The following is a 26,697-nucleotide window of genomic DNA, read 5'->3' on the forward strand; positions in this document are numbered from 1 at the left end:
GTCCACAGTGGATCAGCCGGCGAACGAGGCGGTCATCTGCCCTTCGCCCGCGCCGGAGACGACCAGGACCGAGCCCGCGAGCTCGGTCAGCGCCTCGCCGGACAGGCCGGTGCGCGCGGTGGTGACGTAGAGGTCGGTCAGGTCCGGGCCGCCGAAGGCGCACGCGGTCGGTTGGCCCACCGGCAGTTCGATCTCCGTGTCCAGCCGCCCGTCCGGCGTGTACCGGCGCACCGCCGCCCCGCCCCACAGGGCCACCCAGATCGCGCCCGACGCGTCCACGCACAGGCCGTCGGGCAGGCCGCGGTCCACCTCCACCACCGTGCGGCGGTTGGTGGCCGTGCCGCTGGCGCGGTCGTAGTCCAGGACGTCGATCCGGCGGGTCGCCGAGTCGACGTAGTACATGGCGGTGGCGTCGGGGCTCCAGCCGATCCCGTTGCTCACGCGCACGTTGTCCACGACCACCTTCGCGTCCCCGGTGGGCTCGACGCGCACCAGCCAGCCGCCGGGGTCCTCGTCGTAGCGCATGGTGCCCGCCCACAGCCGGCCCGCCGGGTCCACGGCCGCGTCGTTGCCGCGGTAGCCCTCCCGGGCCCAGTAGACCAGCCACGTCCTGGTGCCGTCCGGGTCGACCAGGGCGATGCCGTCGCGCAGGTTGAGCACCAGGCCGCCGCGCGTGCGGGGCTTGGCCGCGCCCACGTGCTGCGGCACGTCGAGCACCGCGTCCTCGTCGCGGTCGGGGGAGTAGCGGTGCACCTCGCTGCGCAGCACGTCGACCCACAGGAGGGTGCCGCTGCCGTGGTCCCACGTGGGGCCTTCCCCGAGTTCGGCTTCCGCCCGCACCGCAACGTCGATCGACACCGGGACAGCCTAGGCTCCGGCGGAGCCGCGCCCGACCGGATCGGTGTGACTTGCTACACCGTCGAGCCCGCGATTCCACCCGGATGGCCGCCGGGGGCAACCATCCGCCGTCCCCGACTGGTAGTACCGGCGAGAGCGTGGAGGACGGGGGAGCGGTGGAAGCACCCGAGGGGTTCGAGGAGTTCGTCGCGGGGGCTTCGCCGCGCCTGGTGCGCACCGCCTACCTGTTGACGCGCGACGCCGGGCACGCGGAGGACCTGTTGCAGGCCGCGCTGACCAAGGCGTGGCTGGCGTGGCGGCGCGTCCAGGGCGACCCGGAGCCGTACGTGCGCAAGATCATGGTCAACACCTACGCCACCTGGTGGAGACGCCGGTGGCGCGGCGAGGAACCCACCGAGGTGCTGCCCGAACGGGTCGGGCCGAGCCCGCAGGCCGCGGTGGACGAGCACGACTGGCTGTGGCGGCTGCTGGGCACCCTGCCGCGCCGCCAGCGGGCCGTGCTGGTGCTGCGGTTCTACGAGGACCTGACCGAGGCGCAGGTGGCGCACGTCCTCGGGATCTCGGTCGGCACGGTGAAGTCCCAGACCAGCAAGGCCCTCGCCCGGCTGCGGGTGGACCCGGCGGTGCTCGGGCAGCGCGACGGCCAGTTCGACGGAGAAGGGGTGCGCGGGTGAAGACGCACGACCTGAGCGCGGTCCTCCACGACCACGCCGACCTGCCCGAGACCGCCCACACCGTCCGCATGGCGGCCCTGCGCACGCGGGTCCGGAGGGTTCGCCGGCGGCGGGCGTTCGTCGCCGTGGCGTGCGTGGCCCTGGCCCTGGTCGGCGGCGCGGTCGCGGGGCTGCCGTCCCGGCCGGACTCCCAGCCCGCCAAGCCCGACCCGTTCCCCGAGCACCTGGCCGGCAGCCGGATCGTCGCCCAGACCTCCGGCCGCACCCCGGACCCGCTCGCCCTCGCCTTCACGCCCTCCGACACGGCGGAGCTGACGCTGTTCATCGGGTGCGAGACCGGCACCAAGAGCAACCTCAAGGCCGTGCTCTCCATCGACGGCAAGGAGGTCAAGCAGTCGCCCTGCCACAGCGGCTCGACCGGCATCAGCACCAACGAGACGCGCGAGCTGCTGGTCCCGGGGAGGCAGTCCGTGGTCCGGCTGACCGTTCTCGGGCGCATCACCAGCATCGACACGACCGTCGAGGACGCCGCGGTCGAGCCGGCGGAGGACGGCATCGCGGTGCGGCTGGGCGTCGGCCGGGAGGTGCCGCTCGCCGAGTACCCGATGCCGCCCGCGCCGCCCGAGCCGGTCGAGGTCGACGGCCTGGTGCACGCCGCCGACGTCGTGCTGCGCTCCGACCCCGCCGACCCGAACCAGCCGCAGCGGATCGTCGTCCCCTGGCGGGCCATCACCAAGACCCACATCGTGGTCGGCTCGCCCGGCCGCGTCCGGGTCGTGGTCGCCGGGACCACGGTCGACGACATGACGAGCTTCTCCTACACGGCCACCGGCAGCCTGAACGGCGCCGTGCCCGACTTCCCCGACCTCGTGCCGGGGCAACCGGTGGAGATCAGCGCCATCCCCGAGGCGCAGCACGGCGAGTGGGCGGTGATGGTGGACATGGACGGCTGACCTGCGCCCCCAACAGCGCCGATCGCACGTAGCCTGGAGGGGTGCACCCGGTCCCTGCGGCGCCGAAGTCGCCCGCCACGCGCGTGGTCCCAGCCCGACCGCTGCTGTCCGCGGTCGTCGTGGCGGGGTTCGTCGGACTGCTGTTCGTCGTCGAAGCCGTCGACACGGTGTTGTTCGGCGCGCTGGACGACGACGGGATCATCCCCCGCGACTTCACGGAGTGGGACAACATCATCTGGGCGCCGGTGCTGCACGGCGGCTGGGAGCACCTCACGAGCAACGCCGTGCCGCTGCTCGTCCTGGGCTTCCTGGCGACCTCCGGCGGCATCAAGCAGTTCGCCCAGATCACGGCGGTCATCTGGCTGACCGCGGGCCTGGGCACGTGGCTCATCGGCGCGAACGGCAGCCACATCGGCGCGTCCGGCCTGGTGTTCGGCTTCCTGGTCTTCCTGCTGGTGCGCGGCATCTTCGTGCGGTCGCCGTGGCAGATCGTGGTGGCCGTGGTGGTGTTCGCCGCCTACGGCGCCGTGCTGTGGGGCGTGCTGCCGGGCCAGCCGGGCATCTCGTGGGAGGGCCACCTGTTCGGCGCGCTCGGCGGGGTCCTCGCGGCCTGGGGCGTGGCTCGCGACGCCAAGCGGGCGGGGGTCGTCGAGCGGACGGGGGCCGCGTGAGCGCCGCGGACGCGCCCATCGGGATCTTCGACTCCGGCGTGGGCGGGCTGACCGTCGCGCGGGCGATCATGGACCAGTTGCCGGGGGAGGGCATCCGGTACGTCGGCGACACCGCCAACGGCCCGTACGGCCCGCTGCCCATCGCCCAGGTGCGCAAGAACGCCTTGGAGGTGGCCGACCGGATCGTCGAGGACGGCGCCAAGCTGCTCGTCATCGCCTGCAACACGGCGTCCTCGGCGTGCCTGCGCGACGCCCGCGAGCGCTACGACATCCCGGTGGTCGAGGTCGTGCTGCCGGCCGTGCGCCGGGCGGTCGCGACCACGCGCACCGGCCGGATCGGGGTGATCGGCACGCAGGGCACCATCGCCTCCGGCGCCTACCAGGACTCCTTCGCCGCGGCCCGGGACGTGGAGGTCACCGCGGTGGCGTGCCCGAGGTTCGTGGACTTCGTCGAGCAGGGCACGACGTCGGGCCGCCAGGTCCTCGGCCTCGCCCAGGCCTACCTGGAGCCGCTCCAGCGCGCCGAGGTCGACACCGTGGTCCTGGGCTGCACCCACTACCCGCTGCTCACGGGGGTGATCCAGATCGTGATGGGCGACGGGGTGACCCTCGTGTCCAGCGCCGAGGAGACGGTGAAGGACGTGGTCCGCGTGCTCAACGAGCGCGACCTGTTCCGGAGCGGACCGCCGGACCTGCGGTTCGCCAGCACCGGGCCGGTGGACAAGTTCACGAGGCTCGCTCACCGATTCCTGCCCGGCCTGGAAAGAGCCACCTTCCACGCCCACGAATGACCTGGCACTCTCCAACGGTGCTGTTGACCATCCTCGGCTGCTCGGGCAGCCTGCCGGGGCCACAGGGACCCGCATCCGGCTACCTCGTCGAGGCGGACGGCTACCGGCTGGCCATCGACCTGGGCAACGGTGTGCTCGCCGCGCTCCAGGTGCACTGCGACCCGTTCTCGCTGGACGCGCTGCTGTTCTCGCACCTGCACCCGGACCACTGCGCGGACTTCACCACGCTCGCCGTGATGCGCCGGTACCACACCCACCCGCCGCACGACACCTCCGCCCGCAAGCTCCCGGTGCACGCCCCGGCCGACGCGCCGCGCCGCTTCGCCCGCGCCTACGCGGAAAGCGACGAAGAACTCCGCACCGCCGACCTGTCCGACGTGTTCGACTTCCACGCCCTGACCCCCGAACCCACCACCGTCGGCCCCTTCACCATCACCGCCGCCCGCGTCGACCACCCCGGCGAGTGCTACGGGTTCCGCATCGCCACGGCCGGCGCGGTGCTGGCGTTCACCGGCGACTCCGGCCCGTGCGCAGCGCTGCTCGACCTCGCCCGGGGCGCGGACGTGCTGCTGTCCGAAGCCACCTGGACCCACTCCGACGACCGGCCGCCCGGCGTGCACCTGTCCGGGACCCAGGCGGGCCGCCTCGCCTCCGACGCCGGCGTCGGCCGGCTGCTGCTGACCCACATCGCGCCCTGGACCGATCCGGGCGCGGTGCTCGCCGAAGCCCAAGCGGAGTTCACCGGACCGGTCGAAGTCGTCCGCCAAGGGGGGAAGTACGAGGTTGACGAGCCGGTGGTGCGGGTAACAGGCGGGCATGGCAACTGACGTCGTCGAGCTGATCCTGAACGACCACCGGCGGTTCGAGGAGCTGTTCCGCGAGCTGCGCGACCGCTCCTCGGACCGCCCGGCCCTGCTGGCGGAGCTGGCGGCGCTGCTCGTCGCGCACGCCGAGGCCGAGGAGTCGGAGGTGTACCCGGCGCTCAAGCGGTACAAGGAGGTGGACGACGAGGAGGTCGACCACGGCGCCGAGGAGCACGCCGAGGGCCACCAGGCGCTGCTGGCGCTGATGGAGGTCGCCGACACCGAGTCGGAGGAGTGGGAGGCCAAGCTGGAAGAGCTGGTCGAGGCGCTCAACCACCACGTCGACGAGGAGGAGCGGACCATCCTCAACGACGCCCGCTCCGAGGTGCCCGAGGCCCGGCGCGCCGAGCTGGGGAAGGCGTTCCTGGACGTACGCCAGGACCGGCTGGACGACGACTGCGGCGACCTGGAGTACGTGCGCAAGATCGCAAGGGCCACGGCCGACGGCATCGACTAACGTCGCAAGCGTGTCGAACGTCGAGGTGCGCCGGATCGGACAGCACGATTTCGTGGCCACGAACGACCGGGGCGCCTCGGTGCGCGTGGGCCGCGCGGGAGCGGAGGGCGCTTTCACGCCCGTCGAGCTGCTGTTGGCCGCCGCTGCGGGCTGCGCGATCGTGACGGCGGAGACCCTGGTCACGCGCCGGGTGGAGGGCACGCTCACGGCCCGTGCCGACGACGTCCGGCCGGCGGGCGCGCACGAGCTGGACGCCGTGCCGGTGACCCTGGCCTACGACGTGTCCCGGTTGGACGACGAGCAGCGCGCGGCGCTGGACGCGGCGGTGCGCCGGGCGATCGACCAGCTCTGCACGGTCACCAGGACCTTGAAGAAGGCCCCGCCGACCCCGCTGAACCTGCCCTAGGCGTCACTGCCCCACGCCGGTCCACACCGCTGTCGAGCCACTGTGGCCGATGCGGACGGTCTGCACGGTCGTGGCGGTGCCCGCCGCGATGACCACCACCGCCACCACCACCGAGATCCGCCGCCAGGTCTTGGGCACGTTCGTGTCGTCCGCGGCGGCCGTGCGCTCGCGGTCCGCCAGCCGGCCCGCGACCAGCAGCGCCACGACCACCACGAAGAACCCGAGGGCGAACGGCAGCAGGTCGTTGCCCAGCTCGGCGTGCCGCTGGATGAGGGGGTTCTCCAGGTTCGCCATCCGCGCCTCCAGCTGCTCGCCCGCCTTCTGCGCGGGGAACACCGCGCCGACGCCGAGCACGGTGAGGCCCAGCAGCGGCCACGCGTAGCGCTGCCGCCAGCGGGGCACCACGGCCAGCGCGGCGGCGGCCACCGCCGCCAGGGGCAGCAGCACCACGACCGCGTGGACCAGCAGCGGGTGCGCCGGTAGACCGAAGATCGTCACCAGGTCGTCTGCGAGTGCCATGCCTCTCCCTACGCCAGTGGGACGTTCCCGGGTTCAGCGCCTTAGGGTAGTGCCGTGCTGAGGACCGATGGCAGGAACGACGACGTACTGCGCGACATCCGGATCACGCGGGGCTACCAGCAGTGGCCCGCCGGTTCGGTGCTGATCGAGTTCGGCAACACGCGGGTGCTGTGCGCGGCGAGCGTGACCGAGGGCGTGCCCCGGTGGCGGTCGGGCTCGGGTCTGGGCTGGGTGACGGCCGAGTACGCCATGCTCCCGTCCGCGACCCACAGCCGCAGCGACCGCGAGTCGGTGAAGGGCCGCATCGGCGGTCGCACCCACGAGATCTCCCGGCTGATCGGCCGGTCCCTGCGGGCGTGCATCGACCTGGCGGCGCTGGGCGAGAACACCATCGTCATCGACTGCGACGTCATCCAGGCCGACGGCGGCACCCGGACCGCCGCCATCACCGGCGCGTACGTGGCCCTGGCCGACGCCGTCACCTGGCTGGGCGCGGCCGGCCGCCTGGCCGACCCGCAGCCGCTGTCGTGCGCGGTGTCGGCGGTGTCGGTGGGCGTCGTGGACGGCCGGGTCCGGCTGGACCTGCCCTACGAGGAGGACTCGCGGGCGGAGGTCGACATGAACGTCGTCGCCACCGACGCGGGCACCCTGATCGAGGTCCAGGGCACCGGCGAGGGCGCGACGTTCGCCCGGTCCACTCTGGACAAGATGCTGGACCTGGCGCTCGCGGGCTGCGCGGAGCTCAACCGCCTCCAGTCCGAGGCCCTGGCCCAGCCCTACCCCGGCGTGCTGCCCGAGCCGAAGGGGAAGAAGAAGTGAAGCTCCTGCTGGCGTCGAGGAACCGGAAGAAGCTCGGCGAACTGCGCCGGATCCTGGCCTTCGAGGGCCTGGAGGGCATCGAGGTGCTGGGCCTGTCCGACGTGCCGGAGTTCCCCGAGGCGCCGGAGACCGAGCCGACCTTCGAGGGCAACGCCCTGCTCAAGGCCCGGGACGCCTTCAACGCCACCGGCCTGCCGTCTGTCGCCGACGACTCCGGTATCGCGATCGACGCTCTCAACGGGATGCCCGGTGTGCTGTCGGCGAGGTGGTCCGGGCGGCACGGGGACGACGTGGCGAACCTGGAGTTGGTGCTGGGGCAGCTTCGCGATGTCCCCGACGAGCGGCGCGGTGCGGCGTTCGTGTGCACGGCGGCCCTGGTCGGGCCGGACGGCCTGGAGACCGTCGTGCGTGGCGAGTGGCGCGGGTCGATCATCCGGGAACCGCGTGGGGCCAACGGTTTCGGCTACGACCCGATCTTCCGCCCCGAGGGCCACGACGTGACGTCGGCCGAACTGACCCCGGAGGAGAAGGACAAGCTCTCCCACCGGGGCCGCGCCCTGCGCCTGCTGTTGCCGGAGCTGCGCAAGCTCAACGCCGGAACTTGATCGTGACGCCGGGACCGAGTTCGTCCAGCCCGACGAACCGGTCCCGGCGCGAGATGCTCAACGTGAGTTTCATGTCCCGCAACGGCCGCACGTCGACCGGTTCCTTGCGGTCCCAGGGCGACAGGAACAGGTGTTCCAAGCCGGCGAAACCGGTGACGGCACCGGCGTGGTACGCCACCTCACCCACCAGCAGCAGTGACTTCAGGTTCGGCAGTTGCTCCTCGATGCGCCGCAGCACCGCAGGTGGGGTGTGCCAGGCCAACCGCAGCCGGTTCAGGTGGGGCAGCCCGCCCAGGATCGACAGGGGCAGGGTGTCGGGCCACCCGTTGAAGCTCAGCTCGGTCAGCGCGATCAGGGTACTGATCCGCTCGATGTCCGCGCCCGGGTCCAGCCGGTCGAACGACAGCTTCCTCACCGGCTGGGGTAGGTGGCGCACGAAGTCCAGGCTCCGGGTGCCGTCATTCTCGTACCAGTGCAGCCGTCGCAATCGGGTCAGCTCGGACAACACCTCGGGGTGGGCGAAGCCATCCGCCCCGAGCAGCGTCAGGGACTGGAGCTGCCGCTGCCGGGTCAGGGGCCGCAGGTCCACCGTGCCGCGCACCTGTGCTGAGAGATGGTGGACCACTTCGGGCACACCGTCGAGGAAACCGAGGTCGGCGAACGCTTCGGCCTGTTGAAACAGCATCTGCACGGCTCCGAGGTGCCGCAACAGGTGCAGGTGCGGTGCGAGTCGCGGGTACTGGATCCACTGGAGGCTCTTCAGTGGTGCCTCGGCGAGCACCTCGCGCGCGTACGACTCGGGGTCGTAGTAGGCCCACGCCGCGATCAGTTCGCCTTGCACCGAGGGGCGGCTGTCCGTGGCGTACTTGGCCAGTCTCGGGATCGCATCGGCTGTGCCGGTCAGGGCGACCGTGCGCACTGTCGCGGTGGCGGCGGCGTCGGTCAGGCCGTCCAGGGTGTCGGGTAAGTAGCGGAGCACCCGGTGGCCGATGGACGACAGGGACCGGGTTTCCTTGGTGCTCCTGGGCGGCACCAGCTTCTCGCGGATCACCGTGTCGATGCGGTGGTGGACCTCGGCGTCCACGTCGGTCACGGTCTCCAGGCAGGCCGCCGCGAGCAGGCGCAGGTGGCGGGCGTGTCTTGGTTCGGCGTCGGCGCGGTCGAGGATGTGGGTCAGCAGGGCCTTGGTCTGCGAGCGTTTGCCGTGGCCGCAGGCCATGACGATGGTTTCGCGCCAGGTGTCCAGGTGCGCGTTGCCGGCCAGGGTCTCGATGTGTTCCTGTTCCGTGGCCTCGGAAGCGGCCAGGTACTCCTGGAACGTCCGGTGCACGAAGTCCACCCGGCCGGGCACCGGCTCGCGCAGCACGCCGCTGCGTTCCAACAAGTGCTCCAGGATGGCCGCCGCCGCACCGTCCACACTGGGCATCGACGCCAGTTTGCGGGCCACGAAGTCCGCCGCCCGGTCGCGCGGGAACTCGCTGCGGTTCGCGGTGGTCAGGCGCCAGGCCAGGTCGCGCAGCAGCACGGTCTTCTCGGTGCCGGTGAGCATCCCGGCGATCTGGCGCTCGGCGTCCCGCAGGTCCAGCAGCATGGTCAGCGCCGCCTGGTACAGCTCCATCCGGCTCTGCGGCAGCTCCGACGTGCGCCCCAGGTTCAACGCGCACAGCATCGCGCACAGCAGCGGGCTGGCGGCCAGCGCGCGCAGGTGCGGGCGGTTCCCCAACTGGCGCAACAACCTCCGCTCCGCCTCCGGCAGGTCCTCCGGCGCGCACGGCAGCGACTCGGCGTCCCGCGCGGCCTCGTGCCAGCGGCGCAGGAAGGTGCGGACGTCGTGCGGGGTGAGCTGGTCCAGCAGGACCGAGCCGAAACCCTCGTCGGCCAGCCACGACTGGTCGGCGGCGGCCGGGCGGGACGTCACCACCACGCGGGCGGTCGGGAACGCGGTCACCAGGTCGCGCAGCCACTCCCGGACCAGGCGGCGGCGTCCGGCGGGCACCTCGTCCACGCCGTCCACCAGGACCAGCGCCTTCCCCGACCGCAGCACGCGGTGCACCCAGCCCTGCGGCATCAGGCCGACGAGCCAGCTCGCCGCGTGGTCCAGGAACTGCTCGGGGCGCGGCAGCGGCGAGTCCGCGTACCGGCGCAGCCGCACCACCAGCGGGACCAGGCCGTTCCACGAGGTCAGGCGGTCGGTGAAGGCCTCGCGCGCGGCGGTCACGGCGAGCCAGTCCAGCAGGGTCGTCTTGCCCGACCCGGCCTCGCCGCGCACCAGCGTCCGGTCCGCGCCGCCGATGGCGGCCTCGACGCGCAGCGACCCGCCGTGCCCGAGGTCCCCGCCGAACCAGCCGTCCAGGCCGTGGTCGGGCTTGCGCCGGTCGCCGCCGGTGACGCTCAGGCTCAGGTAGGCCACGCTCAACGCCAGCCGGGGCCGGTGGCGCATGGTCAGCCCGAGCAGTTCCAGCCGGTCCAGCGTGGCGGCCAGGTGGCGCAGGTACTCGTCGCGGAAGTCGTCGTCGGTGTCGGTGCCGGTCGGCGCGTGCAGGCTGGTGCGGGGGAGCCGGGCCAGCACCTCGTCCAGGGCGGCGGCCTGCTGCGACGCGCGGGTCAGCACCTCGGCCAGGGCGCGCGGCTGGAACGCGGGCAGGTGCCGCACGACCTGCACCAGGTACCGGCACGCCTGGCCCAGGGCGACCCCGAAGAGCCGCTGGGCGGCCTCGGACAGCCCGGCGCGCGCCGCGACCCCGGCCCGGACCCGGCGGGCCAGGGTCTCCGGGTCGGCGTCGGCGGCGAGCAGGGCGTCGTCGGACAGGTCGAGGTCGGCCAGCGCGTCGGTGACGGCGGCCAGCGCGGCGGCCACCTCGTGCTCGGGCAGGTCGCCGAACTTGGCCGCCAGCAACGGTTCCAGCTGGTCGCCGACCTGGTGGCCGATGCCCTCGACCAGGTGCTCCAGGCGGGCGCGGTGCCGGGTCGAGGACAGCTCCTCGGCGGCCAGCTGCGCCAGCGACGCGGTGCGCTCGTGCTGCTTGCGGCGACGTTCGAGCCACGCCTTGGCGGCACGCTGCGCCACCGCCTGCCCGATCCTCCCGGCCGCGGTCTCCAGTCCGGTGATGGCCCCTCCCCAGGTCCTCCCTGGGGGCCGAGGTTAGTGCCTCACGTGGCCGCGGCGGTCGTCACGACGCCCACCCCCACGGCGATCAGGGCCATGCCCGCGAGCACGGCCGGCGAGATGGGGTCGGCGAACAGGACGCGGCCGGCGACCGCGACCAGCGCGATACCACCACCCGCCCACACCGCGTAGGTGATCGCGACCGGCAACCCCAGCCGGATCACCTGGGACTCCAGGTAGAACGCGGCGGCGTAGCCGGCGACGAGGCCGAGGGTGGGGAGGGTCTTGGTGAAGCCGTCGGAGGCCTTCAGGCACAGCGTGGCGAAGACCTCGCAGCCGATGGCGAGGGAGAGCAGGATCCACTTCAGCATGTCGGGTGTCCCGAGCGTGGGTTCGGTTGTTTTGGGCGTGGTGGAACGCCCGCGTCAACCGCCGCGAGTGGGGAAGTGGACCCTGATGACGAACTTGGAACGGGGGGCGTCGGGTGTCGTCGCGCGACACACGGTTATCACCCTTACGAGAGGTCTGAGCGGCCCTTGTGGCCTGTCCTCGCCGTCGAGTGTACCCGGCGCCCCCCGCTTCGAGGCTGGTTCAGGCCGGGAGTTCGCGCAGCAACTTGGCCACGTGGCCGGTGGCGCGGACGTTGTACATCGCCTTGGCGACCTTGCCCTCGGGGTCGACGAGGAAGGTCGAGCGGATGACGCCCATGACCGTCTTGCCGTAGTTCTGCTTCTCGCCGAACGCGCCCCACTCGCTGAGCACCTTGCGGTCCGGGTCGGACAGGAGGGGGAAGTCGACCCCTTCGGCCTCGGCGAACTTGGCGAGCTTCTCGGGCTTGTCCGGGGAGACCCCGACGACGTCGTACCCGGCCTCGGACAGCTGGGCGATGTTGTCCCGGAAGTCGCACGCCTGCTTGGTGCACCCGGGGGTGCCGGCGGCGGGGTAGAAGTAGACGACCACGGACCGGCCGAGGTAGTCGGAGAGCGAGACGGGCTTGCCCTCGCTGTCGGGCAGGGTGAACGCCGGGGCCTGGTCGCCGGGGGACAGGCGCTTCTGCTCGGTCATGCCCGCAGACGCTACAGGTGGCCCCCGACGGGAAGGGTCAGGGCAGGTGGGGCACGGGTTCGGCGGGCGCTCGGCGGGCCGGGGCTCGGCGGGCGGGGCTCGGCGGGGCGGCGCTTGGAGGAGCGGCGCTCGGCGGGGCTTGGCGGGCGCGAGGCTTGGCAGGGCTTGGCGATGCGGGCAAGGCGGGGCGGGGCTCGGCGGGGGCGAGGCGAGGCTCGGCGGGGCTTGGCGATGCGGGGCTTGGCGATGCGGGGCAAGGCGGGGCGGGGCAAGGCGGGCGGGGCAAGGCGGGCGGGGCGGCCTTGGCGGGGGCTTGGCGGGGCGGCGGCGCGTGCGAGCGCGGGCGGCAGCATGTGCGGGCGCGGGCGGGCGGCGGTGTGTTTCGGGGGCTGGGTTAGGCGCGGTTGCGAGTGGCGGAAATCCATCGCCGGCGCGGCCTCCGGCCCCCGCTTCCATCGTCCCACGGAGCACCGACAGTCGGAGGCTGCCCCAGTGCGGAGGACTGTCCCGGAGGCGTGGGCCCGTGCTGGTCCTACCTGGTCAGGCCATGCCCTCGAAGGTGGCGCTGGGGTCCTGGTTGGCGCCGTTCGGCTCGATCACCAGTTGGAGCCGCACGGGGCCCTCGGGCACGGCGAACGCCAAGGTCAGCTTGGTGTCCGCGCCGGGTGCCACCTCGGTCACCGCCGACGACAGGCCGTTGAGGCCCTGCACGGTGTCCAGGACTTCCGCCACGGGCTGGCCGCCGACCGTCGCGCGGACCGCCAACTGGCTTGTCCGGTACGGGGTGGGGGTGCCGTTGACCAGGGTCACCACGAACACCGCCGTGCGCGGTGACTTCGGGATGGAGGTGTCGCTGGGCTTGAGCGACTTGGGGGCGGAGACCGTGATGGACAGGCCGTTGCCCCACACGCGTTGCGCGCCGAAGGCGGTGAACGTCGAGGCGGGGGGTGCCGGGTCCTGCTTCGCACCGGCGGAGGTCGGCTCGGGGACGGCGTCCGCGAGCCCGGAGGGGTCCGCGCATCCCGCCAAGGCCCCCGCCAGGCACAGGCCGGCGGCCAGTCTGGCGAATCTCACGAACCTCCCCTTCCCGCCCCGGCGGTGGGCTTGCAGCGACTCCCACCACCATGACGGGTGCGGCGGCGCTCGGGGACGGATGAGGGGGCTTGAGTCGGACCTGGTGCCTGCCTGTGGCCAAGCCGTGATGACGCGCGGGCGCCCACGTGGGCAGCGCCACACCTGGTGCGGCGCCACCCACGCGGACCGCGGCGGCGGTCGTGCTCCGGGCACGGGGCCCGGGAGTTGAAGAGCGCGTCGGGGGGCGTGCGCGCTCACTGACATGATCGCCGCCCTGCGCCAGTCTGCTACACCTCGACTTCAGTCTTCACTCTTTCGGATGAACGTGAAAGGTCTGCGAGTTCCGCCAACAGCTCGTAGGACCGCAGCCGGTCGGACTGCTCGGCGACCATCGTGGTGACCATCAGCTCGTCGGCCGCGGTGTCGTCCAGCAGCTGCTCCAACTGCGCCCGCACCTGCTCGGGGTCGCCGATGACCTGCGTGGACAGCCTCTCGTCCACGATCAACCGGTCCAGGTCGGTGTACGGGTAGGCGGCGGCCTCGGCGTTGGTCGCCAGCGGCTCGGGACGTCCAGAACGCAGCCGCAGGAACGCCAGCGCGCCCGGACCCGAGATGTACCGCGCGTGCTCCGCCGACTCGGCGACGATGACCGAAGCGCACACCATCGCGTAGGGCTCCGACAGCACCTGCGACGGCCGGAACCGCTCCCGGTACAGGGCCAGCGCGGGCAGCGTGTTCTCGGCGCTGAAGTGGTGGGCGAACGCGAACGGCAGTCCGAGCAGTCCCGCGACCTGCGCGCTGTACCCGCTGGACCCGAGCAGCCACACGTGCGGCTTGTTGCCCTCCGCGGGCATCGCCTTCAGGTCCTCGGTGCCGTCGAAGTAGCCGATCAGCTCGCTGAGCTGCTGCGGGAAGTCGTCCACCGACAACGGCCCGCTGGTCCGCCGCAACGCCCGCGCGGTCTTCTGGTCCGTGCCGGGCGCACGCCCGATGCCGAGGTCGATCCGGTCCGGGTGCAACGCGCCGAGCGTGCCGAACTGCTCGGCCACCACCAGCGGCGGGTGGTTGGGCAGCATCACGCCACCGGACCCGACCCGGAGGGTGGTGGTGGCGTCGGCGACGTGGCCGATGAGGATCGTGGGCGACGAACTGGCGATGCCGGGCATGTTGTGGTGCTCGGCCAGCCAGAACCGGTGGTAGCCGAGGGCTTCGACGCGCTGAGCCAACTCCCGCGTGTGGCGCAGCGCCGTGCGCGCGTCCGTCGCGGTGGTGACCGGTGCGAGGTCGAGCACGGACAGCGGGACGTCACGAAGTCGGCTCATACCGGTGCCAACACCGGTTCCCCCGATTGCCTTCCACCTGTGACCCAGGGCTCACGGCGAGAGCACGGCGGGGTCGAACGTCACGGGCACCGGTGCGGCGGTGATGGTGACGGTGCTCCCGGGCTCGGCGGTGGCGTCCTCGACGTACCGCTCGTTGCGGAGGCGGTAGGTGATCACCAATGGCCCGCCGGGCCGATCCTGCCGGACGACCCAGTAGAAGGGCACACCCGCGATCGCGTAGGCGTCCATCTTGTCGGCTTGCTCCTGGCCGGTGTTGCCAGGGGAGATGATTTCGACGACGAGCTCGAGGTCCACCGGTCGTGCCACTTTGCCGACCGGCGGGACGTTGAGCACGACGACGTCCGGGATGAGCGCGGTCCGCCGCTTGGTGCTGATCGCCGTGCCGATACCGGTGACCGGGTACAGATCCGTGCGACCGGCTTCCCGCAGCGCACTCTTGAGCAGCGCACGCAACTCGTCACCGGCGTACTGGTGGTGCATCGACGGAGGTGGCGTCACGCGGAAATGTCCCCAGATCAGCTCGAGCCGCGACCCGTCCTCCCTCGGGTCGAGTCGGTGCCAGTCTTCGACCGTGAAGGGGCCCAGCGGGTGGTCCAGCGGGTGGTGTGCCAGTGCGGTCACCGTAGCGTCTCCCTGCCTCGACTCCAGGACCAGTGTTGCACGCGCGAAACGTGCCGGGTCCAGCGGCTTCGCTCATTCTCGCTGGCCAGGACAAGTCCTGCCGGTCGCCTGATTTCATCCGAAGGTGTAGTGCGCCGATCGTGTGTTCGCGGCTGACTCGTCCGTCACACCGGGGAAGTGCCGTGGCCACCAAGGCGTTGATCGGGACATGGACGTCGTCGTCATCGGTGCAGGTCAGGCCGGGTTGTCGGCCGCATACTTCCTCCAGCGCGCGGGCCTCGACCACGTCGTCCTGGACGCCGACGAAGGTCCCGGAGGGGCATGGCGGCACCGGTGGCCCACCCTGCGGATGGCCACCGTCCACGGCATCCACGACCTGCCCGGCATGCCCTTCGCCGAACCCGACCCCGCGAAGCCCGCCAACGAGGTCCTGCCCGCCTACTTCGCGGACTTCGAGCAGCGCAACGGCATCCACGTCCGCCGGCCGGTGCGCGTGGAAGCCGTGCGGGACGAAGGCGGCCTGCTCAAGGTCGAGACGGACCACGGGACCTGGCTGACCCGAGTCCTGGTCAACGCCACCGGCACCTGGACCCGTCCCTTCTGGCCGCACTACCCCGGCCAGGAGACCTTCCAGGGCCGCCAACTGCACTCCTCCCAGTACCGGGGGCCGGAGGAGTTCGCCGGCAAGCACGTGGTCGTGGTCGGTGGGGGTACGAGTGCGGTCCAGCAGTTGTTGGAGATCGCGGGAACGGCCACCACCACCTGGGTCACCCGCCGCGAGCCCGTGTTCCGCGACGAGCCCTTCACACCCGAGGTCGGCCGGGCCGCGGTCGCGTTGGTGGAGGAGCGGGTGCGGGCCGGGTTGCCGCCGCGCAGCGTGGTCAGCGTCACGGGGTTGAGCCTCACCCCGGCAGTCGAAGAAGCCCTCGCGGACGGGACCCTCGACCGCAAACCCATGTTCGCCCGCGTCACCGAGCACGGCGTGGTCTGGCCGGACGGCACCGAGCAGCGCGCCGACGTCATCCTGTGGGCCACCGGCTTCCGCGCCGCCCTCGACCACCTCGCCCCGCTCGGCCTGCGCGGACCCGGCGGAGGCATCGCCCTGGACGGCACCCGGGTCGTCGACGACCCCCGTGTCCACCTGGTCGGCTACGGCCCGTCCGCCAGCACGGTCGGCGCCACCCGCGCGGGCCGGGCCGCCGCGAAGGAGATCAAGGACCTGCTCACACGGGAACTGGAAGACCTCACGCGGGAGCCGGCCGCCTGAACACCTTGCGCGCCATCACCTTGCGCGCCACCCCCGCCTTGTACCGCAGCACGTCCCACCGCCGAACTCCGCGCGTGGCCAGGTAGGACCACGCCTCCGGACCGTCGAAGAACCACGGGAACAGCGACGACGGGTCGTTGAACCCCTCCCACACCCGCTCGCCGATCACCGGGTCGTGCGACGCCGCCAGCAGCACCGCCTGCTGGTACGACGTCAGCGGCGCGAGCATCCCGTCGCTGAACGCGTTGGCGTACCGCCCGGTCTCCCACCACTCGTCGAACCGCGCCCGAAGCCACTCCGCCGTCCCGTCGTAGGAGTCCAGCCGCGCGGCGAAGAACCGGGCCATCCGGGTCGCGTTGTTGGCGCCCTGCCCGGCCAACGGGTCGTTGAGCACCACCGCGTCGCCCAACCCCAGCACGTGCCGCCCGGACGGCAGCACGGCCACCGGGTCCCGCACCACGGGCGCCACCGCACCCTTCAACCACGCGGACGTCGGCTCGGCATCGGCCAGGAATCCCGACCGCCCGGGGAAGAACTCGTCCACCAGCGACCGCAGCACCTCGAGCCCGTCCGCTGCCGACGCCACGTCCCGGAACCGGTCGGCCGGCCCGCCCGGCACGGCCTCCACCACGATCGACCGAGACTCGCCGACGTCCTTGTCCCAGAACGGGACCCAGAACACCTCCACCACCCCGGGCACGAACGTGAACACGATGTCCCGGTGCTCGGGGAACGCGTCCAGGTCGTACCCGTGCACGTTGAGCATGAACAGCCGCCGCTGCGCCGACGTGTGCGTGCTCCGCTCGTCGTCCCGCGCGAACAGGCCGGTGAAAGCCTTGTGCCCCACCGTCACCACGACCAGGTCGTGCGACGCGGCCAGCGAGTCCAAGTCCCCGGTCGTCACCGACCCGGTCACCACGGCCACCCCGCGCCCGGCCAGGTCGCGCAACCCGTACGCGAACTTCAGCCGCTGGTCCACCGCCAGCGCCGGCGCGCGCAGCGGCGCGTCGACCGAGAACAGCACGGACCCGCCCTCCTCGTGCAGGTCCAGGCGGATGCGGTGGGCGCGCGGCGCTTCCGGCCAGAAGTCCAGGCCCAGCTCGGCTTCGTAGGCCACCTGGTCGCCGAACAGGCACGCCGTGGGCCGGCCGGACGTCTCCAGGTACTCCTCCGCGGACAGGTCCGAGCACAGCGTGACCCGCCACCCGGCGCGCACCAGCGCCGCCGACAGGACGATCCCGGCTTGTCCGGCCCCGACGACCGCGATTGACCGCATCGGGTGATCCTTCCGAGCGCCGCCGCGCGCTGCCAATCCGACGAACGGGTCGTCTAACCTCGATCTCGTGCTTCGGGGGGTGCGCGTCGTCGTCGGACTGCTGCTCGGGTTCGCGACCGGGGTCGGCGGTCTGCTGGTGGTGGTGTTCGCGCGTCCGATGGCCACCCGGTACGCCGACCTGGAGCGGTGGCGGATCCGGCGGTTCCTCGACGTCGACAGCGCCGCGCCCACCCGGCCGCAGGCCGTGAAGTACCTGGCCGTGCGCGCCCCGGTCGGGCTGTTCGGCGGGTTCGTGCTGGCCTGGCTGTTCTACGGGCTCGCCCTCGGCGTGATCGCGGGCACGCGGATCGTGGGCAACGGGCTAGACGGCGTCGAGTGGCGCGACGACGTGGTCGCCACGCTGTGGACGGCGTTGATCGGCGGGGTCTTGCTCTACATCGAGGTCCAGGGCATCCGGGGCGTGGTGGCGCTGGAGCGCGGGGTGGCGCGCCGCTACCTCGGGCCCAGCGAGGCCGAGCTGCTGCGCCGGCGCATCGAGGAGCTGTCGCTGAGCCGGGCGGGCATCGTGGCCGCGGTGGACGCCGAGCGCCGCCGCATCGAGCGCGACCTGCACGACGGCGTCCAGCAGCGGTTGGTGGCGCTGGGCATGCTGCTGGGCCGCGCGCGCCGGCACCCCGACCACGCCGACGACCTGCTGCGCCAGGCCCACGAGGAGTCCCGGCACGTCCTGGAGGACCTGCGCGAGGTGGCCTGGCGGGTGTACCCGGCGGCGCTGGACGCCCTGGGCCTGGCCGAGGCGCTGGAGGCGGTGGCGGACCGGTCGGCCATCCCCGTGACCATCCACTGTGGACGGTTCCGGGCGGGGCCGGAGGTGGAGACCGCGGTGTACTTCGTGGTGTCGGAGGCGGTGACCAACGCCGTCAAGCACTCGGGTGCGACGATGATCCGCGTGGACATCACCGACGACGAGGACGCCGTGATCGTGCGGGTCGAGGACGACGGCCGCGGGGGAGCGGACCCGGCGGGCGGCGGTCTCGCCGGCCTGTCCCGGCGGGTCCTCGCGCTGGACGGGACGTTCGCCGTGCGCAGCCCGGCCGGCGGCCCGACCGTGATCACCGCGGAGGTCCCGTGCGGGTGATCCTGGCCGAGGACTCGACGCTGCTGCGCGAGGGCCTGGCCCGGCTGCTGGCGGAGGAGGGCCACGAGGTCGTGGCCTCGGTGGGCGACGGGGACGCGCTGCTCAAGGCCGCCGCCGCGCACCGGCCCGACGTGGTGGTGACCGACGTGCGGATGCCGCCGACGCACACCGACGAGGGCCTGAAGGCCGCGCTGGAGATCCGGCGGACGCTGCCCGGCGTGGCCGTGCTGGTGCTGTCGCAGTACGTCGAGCAGCGCTACGCCGCCGACCTGCTCGGTGAGCACGCCGGCGGCGTCGGTTACCTGCTCAAGGACCGGGTGATGCAGGTGGAGGAGTTCCTGGACGCGTTGCGCCGGGTCGGGCAGGGCGGCGCGGCGTTCGACCCGGAGGTGGTGCGGCGGCTGCTCGCGCGCACCGAGCACCCGCTGGACGTGCTCACCGAGCGGGAGCGGGACGTGCTGGCGCACATGGCCGAGGGGCACACGAACAACGCGATCGCGGCGAAGCTGCACGTCTCCCGCAGCGCCGTGGAGAAGCACGTGAACTCGATCTTCGACAAGCTGCGGCTGTCCGGGGAGGACGGGTACAGCCGGCGGGTGCTGGCGATCCTGCGCTACCTGCGGTCCTGAGCCTTGGCCCGAGTGCTCAGCCGCGAGACCACGAACCACGCGACGGCCAGCACGACCAGGCCGATGACCACCTTGGACGCGATGCCCGTGTACTGCTCGACCAGGTGCCAGTTCTCCCCCAGCGCGTAGCCGGCGAGGATGAGCGCGGTGTTCCAGATCGCGCTGCCCGCGGCGGTGAAGGCGAGGAAGGTGGGCAGCGGCATGCGTTCCACCCCGGCGGGGATGGAGATCAGGCTGCGGAAGATCGGGATCATGCGGCCGAAGAACACCGTGGCGCGGCCGTGGCGCTGGAACCAGTCCTCGGTCTTGTCCACGTCGGAGACCTTGACCAGCGGCATCTTCTCGGCGATCCGCCGGACCCGGTCGCGGCCCAGCAGTGCGCCGACGTAGTAGAGCACCAGCGCGCCCACGACCGAGCCGGCCGTGGTCCACAGGATCGCGGCGATCAGGTTCATCTCGCCCTTGCTCGCGGTGAACCCGGCCAGCGGCAGGAACAGTTCGCTGGGCAGCGGCGGGAACAGGTTCTCCAGGGCGATCGCGAGGCCGGCGCCGGGCGCGCCGAGCGTCTCCATCAGGTCGGTGATCCAGGTGAATTCCATGATCTTGACGCTACGAACGCGCAGGGGAGTGGTGCCATGAAGCGGACCGCACACCGGGGTGTGGAAAACCTCAGTTCCACCGGCCGTCGCTACCCGGCGGCGTGGGCGGCCAAGCCCTTGGCGTACTGGGTGATGACGAGCTGGAGGACCCGTCGGTAGAACCACCCGGTGCCGGGCACCTTGGGGTGGAACGACGAGTGCCAGCGGATGCGCGTGCCCTCCCCCTCGGACTCCAGGTCGATGAAGGCCCGGTAGTCGCGGATGGCCAGGCCGGACAGCAAGATGTAACCGACCCTGCGGTTCGGCGTGAGTTCGACCACCTCCTCCCGCGTGGGGTTCCTCCGACCGCGGTTGTGAAACACCCGCACCTCGCCGACGCCGTGCGCGTCACCCGGTTTCTCGCGCTCGTAGCGCAGGACGGGCGACCAGTCGGGCCAGGTGGAGCTGTCGGCGGCGAACCGGTACACCCGTGCGGGGGAGGCGGTGGTGCGCACGGTCACGTCCACTTTTTGTACCATCTGGTACATGTACCATGTGGTACATGGGTGAACAAGAGGCCAAGTCGAAGCTGCTGGCGCAAGTGGTCGAACACCTCGCGCACCACGGACTGGGTGACCTCAGTCTGCGCCAGATCGCCGCCGCTGTGAACACCAGCCACCGGATGCTCATCTACCACTTCGGGTCCAAGGAGGGGCTGCTGGTGGAGATCGTGCGCGCGGTGGAGGCCAACCAACGCGCCCTCCTGTCCACCTTGCAGGCCTCCGACCACGCCGAACTCGCCCGCCAGTTCTGGCGCGCCCTGACCGACCCGGCCCTGCGCGCCCACGAACGCCTGTTCTTCGAGCTCTACGGCCAGGCCGTCCAAGGCCGCCGCGGCACGACCTCCCTGCTGGAAGGCATCGTCGAGTCGTGGGTCGAGCCCATCACCGAGATGGAACGTGCGCGGGGTCATGCGCCCGAAGTAGCCCGCGCCCGTGCCCGGTTGGGCCTCGCCGCGGTGCGGGGGTTGCTGCTGGATTTGGTGGCAACCGATGACGTCGAGGGCGTGACGGAGGCTATGGACCTGTTCATCGACTTCATGTCCTCGTGAACCGCAGCGGCCGGCTACGATCGATCGGTGACGCGTGTTCCGGTGATCGTTGTCGCGGGGTTCCTCGGCGCCGGTAAGACGACCCTGCTCAACCACCTGCTCAGCGGCGCGCGGGGCACTCGGATCGGGGTCGTGGTCAACGACTTCGGCGCCATCGGGATCGACGCCATGAGCGTTGCCGGGCAGGTCGACGCGGCCGTCTCCTTGAGCGGTGGGTGTCTGTGCTGCGCGGTCGACGTGAGTGGGCTGGACGAGGTGCTGGCCAAGCTCGACTCGCGGGTGGACGTGATCGTCATCGAGGCGAGCGGGTTGGCCGAGCCGCAGACCCTGGCTCGGATGGTGCTGGCCAGTGAGAACCCGCGGCTGTCCTACGGCGGGTTGGTGTTGCTGGTCGACGCGGCCGAGTTCCCCGACGATCTGGAGCGTCACCTGCGGGTCGCGGACCTGGTGGTGCTGAACAAGGTCGACCGGGTGGCCGATGTGCAGGCGTTGGTGGACCGGGTCGAGGGGCTCAAGCCGGGGGTGCCGGTCACGGCGGTGTCGCACGGGCGCGTTGATCCGGCCCTGCTGTTCGAACCGAAGACCCGTGAGGTGTACGGCCAACTGTCGTTCGAGGACCTGCTGGACGAAGACCACGCCCACGTCCACTACGACAGCGTCGAGTTCACCGCCGAGGCGATGAACCCCGTGCGGCTCATGGCGTTCCTGGACGAGCGCCCGGCGGGGCTGTACCGGATCAAGGGCTTCGTGCGCTTCGACGTCCCGGGGCACCGCCAGCGCTTCACCCTGCACACCGTGGGCGCGTTCCTGCGCTTCGAGCGGGACCAGTGGGGCGACGTCCCCCGTCGCACCCAGCTGGTCCTGATCGGCACCGGACTCGACCGGGAGGCGGTGCTCAAGGCGTTGGAGGACTGCGTGGAGCCCGATCCGGCGTCGGTGGACCCGCAGTCGATGCTGGAAGTGCTGCGCTACCTGGCCCGGTGAGGATCGCGGCCGGTCAGGCCGAGGATCCGGTGCAGGGTGGGCGCGGTGTCGGGGACCTCGACCTCCGGGCCGAAGATGCCCATGTCCCGGCCGTCCTGGGCGTAGGCCGCCACCTCGGCGTGCAGGTAGGCCAGCAGCTCCTCGTCCCACGCAGGGGTCTGCCCGGTCGCCTGTGCGAGGTCCCAGCCGTGCACGACGAACTCGCCCACCACCATCCCGCCGACCAGCGCGGCGGGTAGTTCCGTCGGCCCGCCCATGTGCGTCACGCCCTCCCACGCGCCGGGCCGGCTCCACGCCTCCACGGTCCGTTCGACGTGCTCCTTCAACGCGGTCGGCCAGTCCTCCACCGGCGTCACGTCCGACTCGGCGGCAGCGGGCGGCGGCACGACCTCCTTGCGGCCCGCGCCGACCAGTGACGGTCCCCAGAACAGCAGGTGGTGCGCCAATCCCCGCACGTCGTAGTCCGAGCAGGGGGTCGCGGCGCCCCACTGCTCGAGCTCGACCGAATCCACGATCTCCGAGAACTTCCCCGCCGCGCGGGCCAACATCCGAGCGTCCGACATGGACACCAGCCAACCCGACACCGTGTCCGGCCGTCTTGGACAAACGCGACATAGACTCGGGCCGTGGCGAGGGACGTGCGGGAACTGGGCGGTGCCTGGCAACGCTTCCAGCGCCACGCCTTCCCGGCCCCGTCCCCGGACCTGGCCTGTCACGTGGCCCGCTATTGGCTGGTCTCCTGGGACTACGCCGAGCCCTACCGGCAACTGGTCGTGCCCTACCCGAACGTGCACCTGACCTTCCAAGGCGGACGGGCGGCCGTGCACGGGGTGTCCAGCGGTCACCAGGTGAAGGTGCTGGAGGGGCGCGGGCACGTCGTGGGCGTGGCGTTCCACCCCGGTGCCTTCCGGCCCTTCCTGGGCAGGTCGGTTTCCACCATCACGGACCGGACGATCGACGCCGCCGAGGTGTTCGGCGGGAGGTTGCCTCAAGATCCCGGTGTCGACGAGGTGGAAGAGCTGCTCCGCGCCCACCTCCCGGAGCGGGACGCCGGGGCGGAGGAAGCGGTGGCGGTGGTCGGCAGGATCGCGGCCGAACCCGGGATCACGCGGGTGGACGCCCTGGCGGCAGACCTGGGTGCCGGCGTCCGGCAGGTGCAACGCCTGTTCGCCGAACACGTGGGCGTGGGTCCGAAGTGGGTGATCCGCCGCTACCGCCTGCACGAGGTCACCGAACGCCTGGCGGCGGGTGTCGCCATCGACTGGGCGGACCTGGCGGCGGACCTGGGTTACGTCGACCAGGCCCACTTCATCCGCGACTTCCGCGCGATGTTCGGCGAGACCCCGACCCACTACGCCGCCCGGTACTAGCGGGTGGTCCGGGTCCGCAGGTGGATCCGTTGGCCCTGCCCGCCGAACACGCTGAGCACCTCGACCGGACCCGACCCCGCGGCTCCGAACCAGTGCGGGGTGCGGCAGTCGAACTCGGCGGCCTCGCCGGGGCCGAGCACGGCGTCCAGCGAGCCCAGGACGACCCGGAGCCGGCCGTGCAGCACGTACAGCCACTCGTGGCCGGGGTGGGTGCGCAGGCGGGGTTCGAGGTCCCGGGCCGGGATGGTCATCTTGTGGGCGCGGGGTTCGGTGTGGTGGCGGGTCAGGGGGATCAGGACGCGGCCGTCGTCCCTCGTGGTGGCCGGGGGTGGGTCGACGACCCTCGGGGCCGAGACGACGTCGTCCAGGCGGATGCCCAGGGCGGCGGTGACGGGCAGCAGGAGTTCCAGGCTCGGTCGGCGCAGGCCGGACTCCAGGCGGGACAGCGTGCTGGTGGAGATGCCGGTGGCGCGGCGGAGGTCGGCCAGGCTCACGCCCTTGCGCGTCCGGGCTTCGCGCAGGCGCGGGGCGACCTGGTCTATCGCGGCGGCGATGGTGGGCAGGTCCTGCATGGCGCCCAGCCCACCAGGTTGTCCCGGATTCGGCAACGAAAGTTGCCGGAACGGCAGGTCGGTCGGCGACCGTTGTGGTGTGGAAATCGTGGAAACGCCCCGGCGGGGTGCCTTGCCGACCGGTGTGTACCTGCTTGCGTTCAACCTTTTCGCCAGCGGGCTGAGCCTCGCGATGGTCGCGGGCGGACCCGCGGGCACCCTGCTCAGCCACGTCACGTCGTGGTCGGGTGGGTTTCTGGGGCGTGGTCGCCCTCTCCGCGGCCGGCGCGGTCGCTTGCGCGCTCGGGTTGCCCGTCACGCGGTCGGGGGAGCGGCCGAGCGTGGCGCGCGAGCTGGTCGCCCTGCGGAGGCCCCGGCTGTGGAACGTCTGCGCGCTGACCGTGCTGACCACCGCCGCGTACATGATCTCGTTCAACTACCTGGCCGCGGTCCTCGCCGAGGTGACCCGGGTGTCGGAGATGTGGGTGCCGGCGGTGCTCGCGCTGTTCGGGGTCGGGGCGTTCGCGGGGCTGTCGATCGGCGGGCGGATCTCCGACCGGCGACCCCACCGGGCGTTGGGCGCGGGAGCGGCGGGGATCGCGGTGCTGTCCGTCGTGCTGGCCGTGTTCGCGGACCGGGCGGTGGTCGTCGTGCCGGTCGCGTTCCTGCTCGGTGTCGCGGCTTTCGTGCTCAACCCGGCCTTGTACGGACGGGTCTTCACCCTCGCCGCCGACGCGCCGACCCTGGCCGGTGCCACGACGGTGTCGGCGTTCCAACTGGGCATCAGCGTGACCCCGGCTTTCGCCGCGGCGGCCCTCACGTCCGGGGCGCCGGTGACCACCGTGTCGTGGATCGGTGCGGGCTTGGCCCTGCTCACGCTGCCGCTGATCGCCCTGGACCGGGCGCCGTGACGCCGGGGCGGTGACCGGCGAACCCGGTCACCGCCCCGGCGTGCGCTGGTGGGGCCGGAGAGACTCGAACTCTCACTGGCACGGACCTAAACCGTGTGCCTCTGCCAATTGGGCTACGACCCCGTGGTCGCAAGCCTATCGGCCGGGCGAAGCAGGCCGATGCCGAGGGACACCACACCGGCCGCCAGGCTCAATCCACCGATGTAGAGCAGGACGATCAGGCCGTTGGCCTTGGTCGCGCCCTCGCCCATCGCGGAGAAGAAGAAGCCCGACGGCATGAAGATCGCCGCCACCGGCACGCCCAGGCGGGTCACCCAGCCCAGCGCGCCGCGCACACCGGCCACGTCGGCGTACAGCAGGCACACCAGGCTCAGGATCAGCAGCACACCCGCGTGCGCGTGCCCGGCGCGGAAGAACGACTGCTGGAACTCGGTCAGCTCCACCTCACCCTGGACGACGGTGGTCATGAACCGGCCGCCGAACTCGACGCCGACGAGGCTCAGCAGCAGGACGCCCGCCAAACGGCGGGAGGCGAGGGACAACGGGATGGCGGACACGGCACTCCTCCAACTGAACGGAAACACCGTTATAAAACCATCCGCGACGACGCCGGTCAACGCCGTTCCCACGGCTCAACTACGGTTACGGGCGCAGACCGCTGCTAGGAGGAGATGTGGCTCGCGACCCCGACACCATCCAGCGCGAGATCGAGCAGGCTCGCGACGCGCTGGCCGCGACCCTGGACGAGCTGGGCACGAGGGCCCACCCCCAGCGCTTCGTCGAGGCCGGCAAGGACAGCGTGCGCGCCAAGCTCGACGAACCCAAGATCCGGTACTCGCTGATCGCGGTGGCCGTGCTGCTCGGGTTCGCCTTGCTGCGCAAGCTGTTCCGCTGAGGGCGGCGGCTACTGCCCCTCGGCCACGAGGGGCAGTAGCACCTGCTCGGTCATCCGGTCGACGAACGCCGAGTCCAACGGATCACCGGTCAACATCAGGCGGTAGATCAACGCCGCGCCGGCCAACTCCACGGCCATCCCCCGCGGCGCGTCCGCGCGCAGCTCGCCACGCAAGTCCGCCCGGTCCAGGATGCGACGCAACACGTCCCGCTGGGCGATCAGGAACGTCTCGCGGAACGCCGCCGCCAACTCCGGCTCATGCGGCAGTTCCCCCACCAACGCCTGCGCCGCCTTGCCCACCGGCCCGGACAGGAACGCCGCGAACGAGGCCAGGAACTCCCGCAGATCGCCCCGCAACGATCCCGTGTCCGGCTCGGCGAGGTTCTGCGCCGCCAGGTGCGTGCACGTGTCGATGACCAGGTCGAGCTTGGACTCCCACCGCCGGTAGATGGTCGCCTTCCCGGCCCGCGCCCGCGCGGCGACGGCATCCATCGTCAACGCCCGATACCCAACCTCCGCCATCACCTCCAACGCGGCCCGCCGCAACGCGTCGTCACGACTAGCGTCCCGGGGTCTGCCCCGCTGCGGAGATCTCGGCGTCCCGCTGTACACCGGAGTGGCCATCGTCTGCTCCCGTCGCCTCTGGCCGGACATCCTAGGCGGGATCAGGCCGCTCTCAGTCGTTGATCGGCTGGTCGTGAGGGGTGCTCGCGTCACGCTGCGGCGTGAGCCCGTGCCGAGTGTGCAGGTACACCACGGAGAACGCATACGCGTCCCCATCGAGCATGTGCACCACGGCCCGGTCCTCGTTCCCACCGGAGATCTCGTCGACCAGCTGATCAGCTTGGACCCGCGCGGCGATCAACCCGGGCGCAACAGCATCGAGCACCTTGTCAGCGGTGCGCACGGTCACCGCCCAGTCGTCACCGTGACGCCGGTAGTTGGCGGTGATGGGAAGCGTGGACATGGACTCGACCTCCATCCGTCCCGCCCAGTTGACCCGCAATCGGCCGCGATCATGCAGTCATTCCCCTTAAGGAGTGACGCCCAGCCCAGCAGCCCTTCGCGCGCAGCGCTCCTCTTGCCTGCCGCACGGCACACCTCTGCCTGGGCTTCTTGCTTGTGTCATCCCCGTATGGCCTGCCCGAAGGGCTACCACACT

At 71.9% G+C, this 26,697-nt stretch carries 33 protein-coding genes and 1 tRNA gene; 17 read left to right on the plus strand and 17 right to left on the minus strand.

What is annotated here, in order from left to right; all coding sequences use genetic code 11:
* Positions 1 to 12 precede the first annotated feature (12 nt).
* The gene (locus tag WBN91_RS17505) at positions 13 to 858 is read right to left on the minus strand and encodes an SMP-30/gluconolactonase/LRE family protein (RefSeq protein WP_337724872.1); all 846 of its coding nucleotides are present in this window, start codon (positions 856 to 858) and stop codon (positions 13 to 15) included.
* A 155-nt stretch (positions 859 to 1,013) separates the two neighbouring features.
* On the opposite strand from WBN91_RS17505, the gene WBN91_RS17510 reads away from it, so the two are divergent.
* The 7 genes from WBN91_RS17510 to WBN91_RS17540 are packed head-to-tail and all read left to right on the plus strand — an operon-like array spanning position 1,014 to position 5,673.
* Entirely contained in the window at positions 1,014 to 1,532 is a 519-nt protein-coding gene (locus WBN91_RS17510; protein ID WP_337724871.1) for a SigE family RNA polymerase sigma factor, read from the plus strand.
* Complete coding sequence (locus tag WBN91_RS17515) at positions 1,529 to 2,485, plus strand: hypothetical protein (protein ID WP_337724870.1); 957 nt, start codon at positions 1,529 to 1,531, stop codon at positions 2,483 to 2,485. Before WBN91_RS17510 ends, WBN91_RS17515 begins: the two co-directional genes overlap by 4 nt.
* Before the next feature lie 41 nt (positions 2,486 to 2,526).
* On the plus strand, positions 2,527 to 3,156 hold the full coding sequence (locus tag WBN91_RS17520) for a rhomboid family intramembrane serine protease (protein WP_337724869.1): 630 nt from the start codon (positions 2,527 to 2,529) through the stop codon (positions 3,154 to 3,156).
* Positions 3,153 to 3,947 carry a glutamate racemase gene (gene murI, locus WBN91_RS17525; RefSeq protein WP_337724868.1) on the plus strand — a complete coding sequence of 265 codons (795 nt, stop codon included), beginning with the start codon at positions 3,153 to 3,155 and terminating at the stop codon, positions 3,945 to 3,947. Before WBN91_RS17520 ends, murI begins: the two co-directional genes overlap by 4 nt.
* Before the next feature lie 17 nt (positions 3,948 to 3,964).
* On the plus strand, positions 3,965 to 4,774 hold the full coding sequence (locus tag WBN91_RS17530; RefSeq protein ID WP_337724867.1) for an MBL fold metallo-hydrolase: 810 nt from the start codon (positions 3,965 to 3,967) through the stop codon (positions 4,772 to 4,774).
* Entirely contained in the window at positions 4,764 to 5,267 is a 504-nt protein-coding gene (locus tag WBN91_RS17535; RefSeq protein ID WP_337724866.1) for a hemerythrin domain-containing protein, read from the plus strand. The genes WBN91_RS17530 and WBN91_RS17535 overlap by 11 nt, the downstream gene beginning before the upstream one ends.
* A gap of 10 nt (positions 5,268 to 5,277) precedes the next feature.
* Positions 5,278 to 5,673, plus strand: a complete 396-nt coding sequence (locus tag WBN91_RS17540; RefSeq protein ID WP_337724865.1) for an OsmC family protein — start codon at positions 5,278 to 5,280, stop codon at positions 5,671 to 5,673.
* A 3-nt stretch (positions 5,674 to 5,676) separates the two neighbouring features.
* Here the strand turns inward: WBN91_RS17540 and WBN91_RS17545 are convergent, their stop codons facing one another.
* Positions 5,677 to 6,192 (minus strand): DUF2231 domain-containing protein, encoded by a 516-nt coding sequence (locus WBN91_RS17545; RefSeq protein ID WP_337724864.1) that lies wholly within the window; start codon positions 6,190 to 6,192, stop codon positions 5,677 to 5,679.
* A 54-nt stretch (positions 6,193 to 6,246) separates the two neighbouring features.
* On the opposite strand from WBN91_RS17545, the gene rph reads away from it, so the two are divergent.
* Both rph and rdgB read left to right on the plus strand, forming a co-directional pair.
* Positions 6,247 to 7,011 carry a ribonuclease PH gene (gene rph / locus WBN91_RS17550; RefSeq protein ID WP_121222520.1) on the plus strand — a complete coding sequence of 255 codons (765 nt, stop codon included), beginning with the start codon at positions 6,247 to 6,249 and terminating at the stop codon, positions 7,009 to 7,011.
* The gene (gene rdgB, locus WBN91_RS17555; RefSeq protein WP_337724863.1) at positions 7,008 to 7,616 is read left to right on the plus strand and encodes an RdgB/HAM1 family non-canonical purine NTP pyrophosphatase; all 609 of its coding nucleotides are present in this window, start codon (positions 7,008 to 7,010) and stop codon (positions 7,614 to 7,616) included. Before rph ends, rdgB begins: the two co-directional genes overlap by 4 nt.
* On the opposite strand, the gene WBN91_RS17560 is transcribed toward rdgB, so the two are convergent.
* The 6 genes from WBN91_RS17560 to WBN91_RS17585 form a co-directional block, all read right to left on the minus strand.
* The gene (locus tag WBN91_RS17560) at positions 7,600 to 10,725 is read right to left on the minus strand and encodes an NACHT domain-containing protein (RefSeq protein ID WP_443217740.1); all 3,126 of its coding nucleotides are present in this window, start codon (positions 10,723 to 10,725) and stop codon (positions 7,600 to 7,602) included. The two genes, rdgB and WBN91_RS17560, sit on opposite strands and share 17 nt — an antisense overlap.
* Positions 10,726 to 10,766: 41 nt before the next feature.
* A complete protein-coding gene (locus WBN91_RS17565) occupies positions 10,767 to 11,093 on the minus strand; it encodes a DMT family transporter (protein ID WP_337724861.1) in 327 nt (108 codons plus the stop codon).
* Between the two features lie 220 nt (positions 11,094 to 11,313).
* Complete coding sequence (gene bcp / locus WBN91_RS17570; protein ID WP_337724860.1) at positions 11,314 to 11,787, minus strand: thioredoxin-dependent thiol peroxidase; 474 nt, start codon at positions 11,785 to 11,787, stop codon at positions 11,314 to 11,316.
* Between the two features lie 540 nt (positions 11,788 to 12,327).
* On the minus strand, positions 12,328 to 12,861 hold the full coding sequence (locus tag WBN91_RS17575) for a hypothetical protein (RefSeq protein WP_337724859.1): 534 nt from the start codon (positions 12,859 to 12,861) through the stop codon (positions 12,328 to 12,330).
* Positions 12,862 to 13,148: 287 nt separating this feature from the next.
* Positions 13,149 to 14,183 carry an LLM class flavin-dependent oxidoreductase gene (locus WBN91_RS17580; RefSeq protein WP_337724858.1) on the minus strand — a complete coding sequence of 345 codons (1,035 nt, stop codon included), beginning with the start codon at positions 14,181 to 14,183 and terminating at the stop codon, positions 13,149 to 13,151.
* Positions 14,184 to 14,234: 51 nt separating this feature from the next.
* Positions 14,235 to 14,825, minus strand: coding sequence for a Uma2 family endonuclease (locus tag WBN91_RS17585; protein ID WP_337724857.1), 591 nt, complete (start codon positions 14,823 to 14,825; stop codon positions 14,235 to 14,237).
* A gap of 208 nt (positions 14,826 to 15,033) precedes the next feature.
* Here WBN91_RS17585 and WBN91_RS17590 point away from each other — a divergent pair, with 208 nt between their 5' ends.
* Complete coding sequence (locus WBN91_RS17590) at positions 15,034 to 16,092, plus strand: FAD-dependent oxidoreductase (RefSeq protein ID WP_337724856.1); 1,059 nt, start codon at positions 15,034 to 15,036, stop codon at positions 16,090 to 16,092.
* Here the strand turns inward: WBN91_RS17590 and WBN91_RS17595 are convergent.
* Positions 16,070 to 17,368 carry a styrene monooxygenase/indole monooxygenase family protein gene (locus WBN91_RS17595; RefSeq protein ID WP_337724855.1) on the minus strand — a complete coding sequence of 433 codons (1,299 nt, stop codon included), beginning with the start codon at positions 17,366 to 17,368 and terminating at the stop codon, positions 16,070 to 16,072. The two genes, WBN91_RS17590 and WBN91_RS17595, sit on opposite strands and share 23 nt — an antisense overlap.
* A gap of 67 nt (positions 17,369 to 17,435) precedes the next feature.
* Between WBN91_RS17595 and WBN91_RS17600 the strand changes: the two genes are divergently transcribed.
* Both WBN91_RS17600 and WBN91_RS17605 read left to right on the plus strand, forming a co-directional pair.
* A complete protein-coding gene (locus WBN91_RS17600) occupies positions 17,436 to 18,506 on the plus strand; it encodes a sensor histidine kinase (protein WP_337724854.1) in 1,071 nt (356 codons plus the stop codon).
* Positions 18,497 to 19,135: a response regulator transcription factor gene (locus WBN91_RS17605; RefSeq protein WP_337724853.1), complete on the plus strand. Its 639-nt coding sequence runs from the start codon at positions 18,497 to 18,499 to the stop codon at positions 19,133 to 19,135. Before WBN91_RS17600 ends, WBN91_RS17605 begins: the two co-directional genes overlap by 10 nt.
* Here WBN91_RS17605 and WBN91_RS17610 read toward each other — a convergent pair.
* Positions 19,120 to 19,734, minus strand: a complete 615-nt coding sequence (locus WBN91_RS17610) for a DedA family protein (protein WP_337724852.1) — start codon at positions 19,732 to 19,734, stop codon at positions 19,120 to 19,122. The genes WBN91_RS17605 and WBN91_RS17610 overlap by 16 nt on opposite strands.
* Positions 19,735 to 19,823: 89 nt before the next feature.
* A complete protein-coding gene (locus tag WBN91_RS17615) occupies positions 19,824 to 20,261 on the minus strand; it encodes an SRPBCC family protein (RefSeq protein WP_337724851.1) in 438 nt (145 codons plus the stop codon).
* Positions 20,262 to 20,275: 14 nt separating this feature from the next.
* Here WBN91_RS17615 and WBN91_RS17620 point away from each other — a divergent pair, with 14 nt between their 5' ends.
* Together WBN91_RS17620 and WBN91_RS17625 are read left to right on the plus strand one after the other, a co-directional pair.
* Positions 20,276 to 20,824 (plus strand): TetR/AcrR family transcriptional regulator, encoded by a 549-nt coding sequence (locus tag WBN91_RS17620; RefSeq protein WP_337724850.1) that lies wholly within the window; start codon positions 20,276 to 20,278, stop codon positions 20,822 to 20,824.
* Positions 20,825 to 20,851: 27 nt separating this feature from the next.
* Entirely contained in the window at positions 20,852 to 21,808 is a 957-nt protein-coding gene (locus WBN91_RS17625; RefSeq protein WP_337724849.1) for a CobW family GTP-binding protein, read from the plus strand.
* Here the strand turns inward: WBN91_RS17625 and WBN91_RS17630 are convergent.
* Positions 21,793 to 22,371, minus strand: a complete 579-nt coding sequence (locus WBN91_RS17630; RefSeq protein WP_337724848.1) for a TIGR03086 family metal-binding protein — start codon at positions 22,369 to 22,371, stop codon at positions 21,793 to 21,795. The two genes, WBN91_RS17625 and WBN91_RS17630, sit on opposite strands and share 16 nt — an antisense overlap.
* Positions 22,372 to 22,434: 63 nt before the next feature.
* On the opposite strand from WBN91_RS17630, the gene WBN91_RS17635 reads away from it, so the two are divergent.
* The gene (locus WBN91_RS17635; protein WP_337724847.1) at positions 22,435 to 23,178 is read left to right on the plus strand and encodes an AraC family transcriptional regulator; all 744 of its coding nucleotides are present in this window, start codon (positions 22,435 to 22,437) and stop codon (positions 23,176 to 23,178) included.
* On the opposite strand, the gene WBN91_RS17640 is transcribed toward WBN91_RS17635, so the two are convergent.
* A complete protein-coding gene (locus WBN91_RS17640) occupies positions 23,175 to 23,750 on the minus strand; it encodes a helix-turn-helix domain-containing protein (protein ID WP_337724846.1) in 576 nt (191 codons plus the stop codon). The genes WBN91_RS17635 and WBN91_RS17640 overlap by 4 nt on opposite strands.
* Positions 23,751 to 23,977: 227 nt before the next feature.
* Here WBN91_RS17640 and WBN91_RS17645 point away from each other — a divergent pair, with 227 nt between their 5' ends.
* Entirely contained in the window at positions 23,978 to 24,640 is a 663-nt protein-coding gene (locus WBN91_RS17645) for an MFS transporter (protein WP_337724845.1), read from the plus strand.
* A 46-nt stretch (positions 24,641 to 24,686) separates the two neighbouring features.
* Here the strand turns inward: WBN91_RS17645 and WBN91_RS17650 are convergent.
* A tRNA-Leu gene (locus tag WBN91_RS17650) sits at positions 24,687 to 24,763 on the minus strand.
* Positions 24,754 to 25,197 carry a hypothetical protein gene (locus tag WBN91_RS17655; RefSeq protein WP_337724844.1) on the minus strand — a complete coding sequence of 148 codons (444 nt, stop codon included), beginning with the start codon at positions 25,195 to 25,197 and terminating at the stop codon, positions 24,754 to 24,756. The genes WBN91_RS17650 and WBN91_RS17655 overlap by 10 nt, the downstream gene beginning before the upstream one ends.
* A gap of 116 nt (positions 25,198 to 25,313) precedes the next feature.
* On the opposite strand from WBN91_RS17655, the gene WBN91_RS17660 reads away from it, so the two are divergent.
* Positions 25,314 to 25,535 (plus strand): DUF3618 domain-containing protein, encoded by a 222-nt coding sequence (locus WBN91_RS17660; RefSeq protein WP_121222506.1) that lies wholly within the window; start codon positions 25,314 to 25,316, stop codon positions 25,533 to 25,535.
* Between the two features lie 9 nt (positions 25,536 to 25,544).
* Here WBN91_RS17660 and WBN91_RS17665 read toward each other — a convergent pair whose 3' ends face one another.
* Together WBN91_RS17665 and WBN91_RS17670 are read right to left on the minus strand one after the other, a co-directional pair.
* The gene (locus WBN91_RS17665) at positions 25,545 to 26,159 is read right to left on the minus strand and encodes a TetR/AcrR family transcriptional regulator (RefSeq protein ID WP_337724843.1); all 615 of its coding nucleotides are present in this window, start codon (positions 26,157 to 26,159) and stop codon (positions 25,545 to 25,547) included.
* A gap of 52 nt (positions 26,160 to 26,211) precedes the next feature.
* Complete coding sequence (locus WBN91_RS17670) at positions 26,212 to 26,502, minus strand: hypothetical protein (RefSeq protein WP_337724842.1); 291 nt, start codon at positions 26,500 to 26,502, stop codon at positions 26,212 to 26,214.
* Between the last annotated feature and the right edge of the window lie 195 nt (positions 26,503 to 26,697).

The sequence above is a fragment of the Saccharothrix sp. CCNWYY140 genome, assembly GCF_037401995.1.
Lineage (GTDB): Bacteria > Actinomycetota > Actinomycetes > Mycobacteriales > Pseudonocardiaceae > Actinosynnema.